Origin of the sequence: Methylorubrum podarium (genome assembly GCF_022179745.1) — a bacterium.
Classification (GTDB): Bacteria; Pseudomonadota; Alphaproteobacteria; order Rhizobiales; family Beijerinckiaceae; genus Methylobacterium; species Methylobacterium podarium.
Window position 1 is genome coordinate 1 of the sequence record NZ_BPRD01000143.1, and the last position, 5,556, is coordinate 5,556.

Here is a 5,556-nt window from a genome sequence, read left to right on the forward strand (position 1 = left end):
TCGCCGCCATCAACGACTAACCGCCACCGCAAGGCATCATCGACAGGGGACGTAAGAGGGGCGGGCCCTCGCGCCCGCCCTTCCAACGTTTCCGCCGAGGTCAGGTCATGAACGGTCAGAACATCCGCATTCGCCTCAAGGCGTTCGATCACCGCATCCTCGATGCGTCCACCAAGGAGATCGTCTCGACCGCGCGCCGCACCGGCGCGCAGATCCGGGGCCCGATCCCGCTGCCGACGCATATCGAGAAGTTCACGGTGAACCGCTCGCCGCACATCGACAAGAAGTCGCGCGAACAATTCGAGATGCGCACGCACAAGCGGGTGCTCGATATCGTCGACCCGACGCCGCAGACCGTGGACGCGCTGATGAAGCTCGACCTCGCCGCTGGCGTGGACGTGGAGATCAAGCTCTAAGTCCGCGCTGGATTTAGAGCTTACCGTTTCATCGCGCGAGGGAGAGACCTATGCGCTCAGGCGTCATCGCACGGAAGGTCGGCATGACCCGCGTCTTCACGGACGCTGGCGAGCATGTGCCCGTCACCGTGCTCCAAATCGATCAGTGCCAGGTCGTGGCACACCGCACGACCGAGAAGGACGGCTACGTCGCCCTCCAGGTCGGCGTCGGCAAGGCCAAGGTGAAGAACGTGTCGCAGGCCGAGCGCGGCCGCTTCGCGGTCGCCAAGGTCGAGCCCAAGAAGAAGCTCGCCGAGTTCCGCGTGTCCGAGGACGCGCTGATCCCGGTCGGTGCCGAGATCACCGCGGACCACTTCATCCCGGGCCAGTTCGTCGATGTGACGGGCACCACCACGGGTAAGGGCTTCGCCGGCGGTATGAAGCGCTGGAACTTCGGCGGTCTGCGCGCCACCCACGGCGTGTCGATCTCCCACCGCTCGATCGGTTCGACCGGTGGCCGCCAGGATCCGGGCAAGACCTTCAAGAACAAGAAGATGCCGGGCCATCTGGGCGTCGAGCGCGTCACCACGCAGAACCTCAAGGTCGTGCGCACCGATCCGGAGCGCGGCCTGATCCTCGTCGAGGGCGCCGTTCCCGGCGTCGCCGGCGGCTGGATCCAGGTTCGCGACTCGGTGAAGCGCAAGCTGCCGGCCGACGTGCCGCTGCCGGGCAAGTTCCGTGAGAACGGTTCCGCCGGCGCGTCCCAGGTCGAGGCGGCCCCCGAGGCCCAGGCTGTCGCTCCTGCGTCCGAGGAGAACGCGTGATGAAACTCGATATCACCACGCTCGACGGCGGCTCCGCCGGCTCGGTCGAGCTCAACGAGGCGATCTTCGGCCTGGAGCCGCGCGCCGACATCCTGCAGCGCATGGTGCGCTACCAGCTCGCCAAGCGGCGCGCCGGCACCCACGCGGTCAAGAACCGCTCGGACGTCGATCGCACCTCGAAGAAGCTGTACAAGCAGAAGGGCACCGGCAACGCCCGTCACGGCGCCGCCTCCGCTCCGCAGTTCCGCGGCGGCGGCCGGGCCTTCGGTCCGGTGGTGCGCGACCACAGCCACGACCTGCCCAAGAAGGTCCGTGCGCTCGCCCTCAAGCACGCCCTGTCGTCGAAGGCCAAGGCCTCGACCCTGATCGTCGTGGACGACATCAAGGTCGACAGCCACAAGACCAAGGCGATGATCGAGCGCTTCGAGAAGCTCGGCCTGTCGAGCGCGCTGATCATCGGCGGTTCGGAGGTCGACGAGAACTTCGGTCGCGCCGCCCGCGCCATCCCGAAGATCGACGTGCTGCCCGTCCAGGGCATCAACGTCTACGACATCCTGCGTCGTGACACGCTCGTGCTGACGCGCGCCGCCGTCGATGCGCTGGAGGAGCGTTTCAAATGAGTGCCGATCCGCGCCACTACGATGTGATCGTCTCCCCCGTCATCACGGAGAAGGCGACCAACCTTACCGAGCAGAACAAGGTCGTCTTCCGGGTTGCCCCGAAGGCCACCAAGCCGCAGATCAAGGAAGCGGTCGAGAAGCTGTTCGACGTCAAGGTCACGAGCGTCAACACGCTCACGACCAAGGGCAAGAAGAAGTTCTTCCGCGGGCAGCGCGGGCAGCGTTCGGACGTGAAGAAGGCGATCGTGACCCTCGCCGAGGGTGATACGATCGACGTCACGACCGGCCTCTGAGACTTGAAGCGTTAGGATCAAGCCGATGGCCTTGAAGACATTCAAACCGGTCACGCCGAGCCTGCGCCAGCTCGTGCTCGTCGACCGCCGTGAGCTCTACAAGGGCAAGCCGGTAAAGGCGCTGACCGAGGGCAAGAGCTCCTCGGGCGGCCGCAACAACCTGGGCCGCATCACCGTCCGCTTCCGCGGCGGTGGCCACAAGCGGGTCCTGCGCAACGTCGACTTCAAGCGTCGCGAGAACCTCAACGTTCCCGCGACGGTGGAGCGGATCGAGTACGATCCCAACCGCACCGCCTTCATCGCGCTCATCACCTTCCCCGACGGGAAGCAGAGCTACATCCTCGCCCCCCAGCGCCTGTCGCCGGGCGACAAGGTGGTCGCGGGTGAGAGCGTCGACGTGAAGCCGGGCAATGCCGGTCCGATCGGCTCGATGCCGGTGGGCACCATCGTCCACAACGTCGAGCTCAAGATCGGCAAGGGCGGCGCGATCGCCCGCTCCGCCGGCAACTACGCTCAGATCGTCGGCCGCGACCAGGGCTACGTGACGCTGCGCCTGAACTCGGGCGAGCAGCGCCTCGTCCACGGTCAGTGCTTTGCCAGCGTCGGTGCGGTGTCGAACCCGGACCACATGAACATCTCGCTGGGCAAGGCCGGCCGCAACCGCTGGCTCGGCAAGCGCCCGCACAACCGCGGCGTCGCCATGAACCCGGTCGATCACCCGCACGGCGGCGGCGAGGGTCGTACCTCGGGCGGCCGGAACCCGGTCACGCCCTGGGGCGTGCCCACCAAGGGGAAGAAGACCCGGTCCAACAAGCGGACCGACACCTTCATCCTGTCCAGCCGCCATAACCGCAAGAAGTAACAGCCATGGCACGTTCCCTCTGGAAAGGGCCGTTCGTCGACGGCTACCTCCTCAAGAAGGCCGACGCCGCCCGCGGCGGCAGCCGCAACGAGGTCGTCAAGATCTGGAGCCGCCGCTCCACGATCCTCCCGCAGTTCGTCGGCATCACCTTCGGTGTGCACAACGGACACAAGCATATCCCGGTCTACGTCACCGAGGAGATGGTCGGTCACAAGTTCGGCGAGTTCTCGCCGACCCGCACCTTCCCCGGTCACGCGGCCGACAAGAAGGCGAAGAGGCGCTGAGATGGGCAAGCCTGCCACCCCCCGCGCGCTCCCCGAGAACGAGGCGAAGGCCGTCGCGCGGATGCTCCGCGTGTCGCCCCAGAAGCTCAACCTCGTGGCGGCGCTGATCCGCGGCAAGAAGGTCGATACGGCCCTGGCCGACCTCGAATTCTCCCGCAAGCGCATCGCCCGCGATGTGAAGAAGTGCCTGGAGAGCGCGATCGCCAACGCCGAGAACAACCACGACCTGGACGTGGACGATCTCGTCGTGTCCCAGGCCTTCGTCGGCAAGGCGCTGGTGCTCAAGCGCTTCCACGCCCGTGCCCGCGGTCGCGGCGCGCGCATCCTGAAGCCCTTCTCGAACCTCACGATCGTGGTTCGCGAAGTGCGCGCTGAAGCGGCCTGAGGAGTTACCGATGGGTCAGAAGATCAATCCGATCGGCCTGCGTCTCGGCATCAACCGGACCTGGGATTCCCGCTGGTTCGCCGAGAAGGGCGAGTACGCCAAGCTGATGCACGAGGACGTGGCCATCCGCGCCGCCCTCATGAAGCAGCTCAAGCAGGCCGCCGTCTCGAAGATCGTCATCGAGCGCCCGCACCGGAAGTGCCGCGTCACCATCCACTCGGGTCGTCCGGGCGTGGTGATCGGCAAGAAGGGCGCGGACATCGAGAAGCTGCGCAAGCTCGTCGGCACGATGACCAAGGCCGACGTGACGATCAACATCGTCGAGGTGCGCAAGCCCGAGGTCGACGCCACGCTGGTGGCCGAGTCCATCGCGCAGCAGCTCGAGCGCCGCGTCGCCTTCCGTCGCGCCATGAAGCGCGCCGTGCAGTCGGCCATGCGCCTGGGCGCCGAGGGCATCCGCATCAACTGCGCCGGCCGTCTCGGCGGCGCGGAGATCGCGCGCACGGAGTGGTACCGCGAGGGCCGCGTTCCCCTGCACACCCTGCGCGCCGACGTCGATTACGGCACCGCCACCGCGTTCACCACCTACGGTACCTGCGGTATCAAGGTGTGGGTGTTCAAGGGCGAGATCCTCGAGCACGATCCGATGGCGCAGGACAAGCGCGCCCAGGAAGAGGGCGGCCGTTCCGGCGGGCGCCGCGAGCGTGACGGCGACGACCGTGGTGGCCGTGGCCGCCGCGATCACGCCAACGCGTAATCGCGAGCCACCTGGAGAATGATGAGAGGCTGCCATGCTGCAACCCAAGAAGACCAAGTTCCGTAAGCAGTTCAAGGGACGCATCCATGGCGCGGCCAAGGGCGGCTTTGAGCTGAACTTCGGCCAGTTCGGCCTCAAGTGCCTGGAGCCGGAGCGCATCACCGCGCGGCAGATCGAGGCGGCCCGCCGCGCGATCACCCGCGAGATGAAGCGTCAGGGCCGCGTGTGGATCCGGGTGTTCCCGGATCTCCCCGTCACCGCCAAGCCCACCGAGGTCCGCATGGGCTCCGGTAAGGGCGCGCCGGAATACTGGGCCGCCCGCGTCCATCCCGGCCGCATCATGTTCGAGGTCGATGGCGTCGCCGAGGAGATCGCCCGCGAGGCGCTCCGCCTCGGTGCCGCGAAGCTGCCGGTGCGCACCCGCGTCATCCAGCGCATCGCTGATTGATAGGAAGAGATCATGAAGTCCGATCAGAGACTGTCTGATCTGCGCGCGCTGTCGGCGGATCAGCTTTCCGACGAGCTCATCAGCCTGAAGAAGGAGCAGTTCAACCTGCGCTTCCAGGGCGCGACGGGCCAGCTCGAGAACGTCGCCCGGGTCCGTGAGGTCCGCCGCGACATCGCCCGTGTCCGCACGCTGCAGCGTCAGAAGACGCTGGACGCGGCCAAGGCCTGAGGAGATTCCACATGCCCAAGCGCGTCCTTCAAGGCGTCGTCGTCAGCGACAAGACCGATAAGACCATCGTCGTGAAGGTGGAGCGTCGCTTCACCCACCCGGTGATGAAGAAGACGGTCCGCCGCTCGAAGAACTACCATGCGCACGACGAGGCCAACGCGGCCAAGGTCGGCCAGACGGTGTTCATCGAGGAGTCCCGTCCCTACTCCAAGACCAAGACCTGGAAGCTGGTCGAGGATCAGGCGGCGGCGGCCGAGGCGGCCGGCACGGCGGCCTGATCGTTCCGGCCGGAACGACGGAGTTTCGAGGCGGGCGCGGGAGCTGAGGCTCCCGCGCCCGCTTTCGTTTGCGCCGCCGCCTCGACCGAGCTTGATCTCAGGTGAAGCCCCATACGCCCTCGCCCCTGTGGAAGGAGGCAGGGGGTGGGGGGAGCCGGATCGAGCGCAGCGGTGCCTTCTGC

Annotated in this window: 11 protein-coding genes; all 11 read left to right on the forward strand. The window is 66.9% G+C overall.

Translation table 11 applies throughout. The features are described from left to right. Positions 1-107 precede the first annotated feature (107 nt). The 11 genes from rpsJ to rpsQ are packed head-to-tail and all read left to right on the forward strand — an operon-like array spanning position 108 to position 5,374. Positions 108-416, forward strand: a complete 309-nt coding sequence (gene rpsJ, locus MFF42_RS07650; protein ID WP_003597088.1) for a 30S ribosomal protein S10 — start codon at positions 108-110, stop codon at positions 414-416. Between the two features lie 50 nt (positions 417-466). Next, positions 467-1,219, forward strand: coding sequence for a 50S ribosomal protein L3 (gene rplC, locus MFF42_RS07655; RefSeq protein WP_238255211.1), 753 nt, complete (start codon positions 467-469; stop codon positions 1,217-1,219). Continuing rightward, positions 1,219-1,839, forward strand: coding sequence for a 50S ribosomal protein L4 (gene rplD / locus MFF42_RS07660; protein WP_017485510.1), 621 nt, complete (start codon positions 1,219-1,221; stop codon positions 1,837-1,839). Before rplC ends, rplD begins: the two co-directional genes overlap by 1 nt. Beyond that, entirely contained in the window at positions 1,836-2,132 is a 297-nt protein-coding gene (locus MFF42_RS07665) for a 50S ribosomal protein L23 (RefSeq protein WP_238255212.1), read from the forward strand. The genes rplD and MFF42_RS07665 overlap by 4 nt, the downstream gene beginning before the upstream one ends. A 25-nt stretch (positions 2,133-2,157) precedes the next feature. Continuing rightward, positions 2,158-2,994, forward strand: a complete 837-nt coding sequence (rplB, locus tag MFF42_RS07670) for a 50S ribosomal protein L2 (protein WP_012454029.1) — start codon at positions 2,158-2,160, stop codon at positions 2,992-2,994. A gap of 5 nt (positions 2,995-2,999) precedes the next feature. Next, positions 3,000-3,278: a 30S ribosomal protein S19 gene (gene rpsS, locus MFF42_RS07675; protein WP_003597098.1), complete on the forward strand. Its 279-nt coding sequence runs from the start codon at positions 3,000-3,002 to the stop codon at positions 3,276-3,278. 1 nt (position 3,279) lies between these two features. After that, a complete protein-coding gene (gene rplV, locus MFF42_RS07680) occupies positions 3,280-3,663 on the forward strand; it encodes a 50S ribosomal protein L22 (RefSeq protein ID WP_009865531.1) in 384 nt (127 codons plus the stop codon). A 10-nt stretch (positions 3,664-3,673) separates the two neighbouring features. Beyond that, positions 3,674-4,420, forward strand: a complete 747-nt coding sequence (gene rpsC, locus MFF42_RS07685; RefSeq protein WP_238255213.1) for a 30S ribosomal protein S3 — start codon at positions 3,674-3,676, stop codon at positions 4,418-4,420. Positions 4,421-4,454: 34 nt separating this feature from the next. Further along, positions 4,455-4,868: a 50S ribosomal protein L16 gene (gene rplP / locus MFF42_RS07690; protein WP_238255214.1), complete on the forward strand. Its 414-nt coding sequence runs from the start codon at positions 4,455-4,457 to the stop codon at positions 4,866-4,868. Between the two features lie 12 nt (positions 4,869-4,880). Beyond that, positions 4,881-5,096 carry a 50S ribosomal protein L29 gene (rpmC, locus tag MFF42_RS07695; protein WP_003597107.1) on the forward strand — a complete coding sequence of 72 codons (216 nt, stop codon included), beginning with the start codon at positions 4,881-4,883 and terminating at the stop codon, positions 5,094-5,096. An 11-nt stretch (positions 5,097-5,107) separates the two neighbouring features. Next, positions 5,108-5,374: a 30S ribosomal protein S17 gene (gene rpsQ / locus MFF42_RS07700; RefSeq protein ID WP_238255215.1), complete on the forward strand. Its 267-nt coding sequence runs from the start codon at positions 5,108-5,110 to the stop codon at positions 5,372-5,374. Positions 5,375-5,556 lie beyond the last annotated feature (182 nt).

Bases quoted from the DNA above. Each gene is read 5' to 3' on its own strand.
- rplB (WP_012454029.1), top strand. From the start codon at position 2,158: ATGGCCTTGAAGACATTCAAACCGGTCACGCCGAGCCTGCGCCAGCTC.
- rpsJ (WP_003597088.1), top strand. From the start codon at position 108: ATGAACGGTCAGAACATCCGCATTCGCCTCAAGGCGTTCGATCACCGC.
- rpsS (WP_003597098.1), top strand. From the start codon at position 3,000: ATGGCACGTTCCCTCTGGAAAGGGCCGTTCGTCGACGGCTACCTCCTC.
- rpsC (WP_238255213.1), top strand. From the start codon at position 3,674: ATGGGTCAGAAGATCAATCCGATCGGCCTGCGTCTCGGCATCAACCGG.
- rpsQ (WP_238255215.1), top strand. From the start codon at position 5,108: ATGCCCAAGCGCGTCCTTCAAGGCGTCGTCGTCAGCGACAAGACCGAT.
- rplC (WP_238255211.1), top strand. From the start codon at position 467: ATGCGCTCAGGCGTCATCGCACGGAAGGTCGGCATGACCCGCGTCTTC.
- rplP (WP_238255214.1), top strand. From the start codon at position 4,455: ATGCTGCAACCCAAGAAGACCAAGTTCCGTAAGCAGTTCAAGGGACGC.
- rplV (WP_009865531.1), top strand. From the start codon at position 3,280: ATGGGCAAGCCTGCCACCCCCCGCGCGCTCCCCGAGAACGAGGCGAAG.
- MFF42_RS07665 (WP_238255212.1), top strand. From the start codon at position 1,836: ATGAGTGCCGATCCGCGCCACTACGATGTGATCGTCTCCCCCGTCATC.
- rpmC (WP_003597107.1), top strand. From the start codon at position 4,881: ATGAAGTCCGATCAGAGACTGTCTGATCTGCGCGCGCTGTCGGCGGAT.
- rplD (WP_017485510.1), top strand. From the start codon at position 1,219: ATGAAACTCGATATCACCACGCTCGACGGCGGCTCCGCCGGCTCGGTC.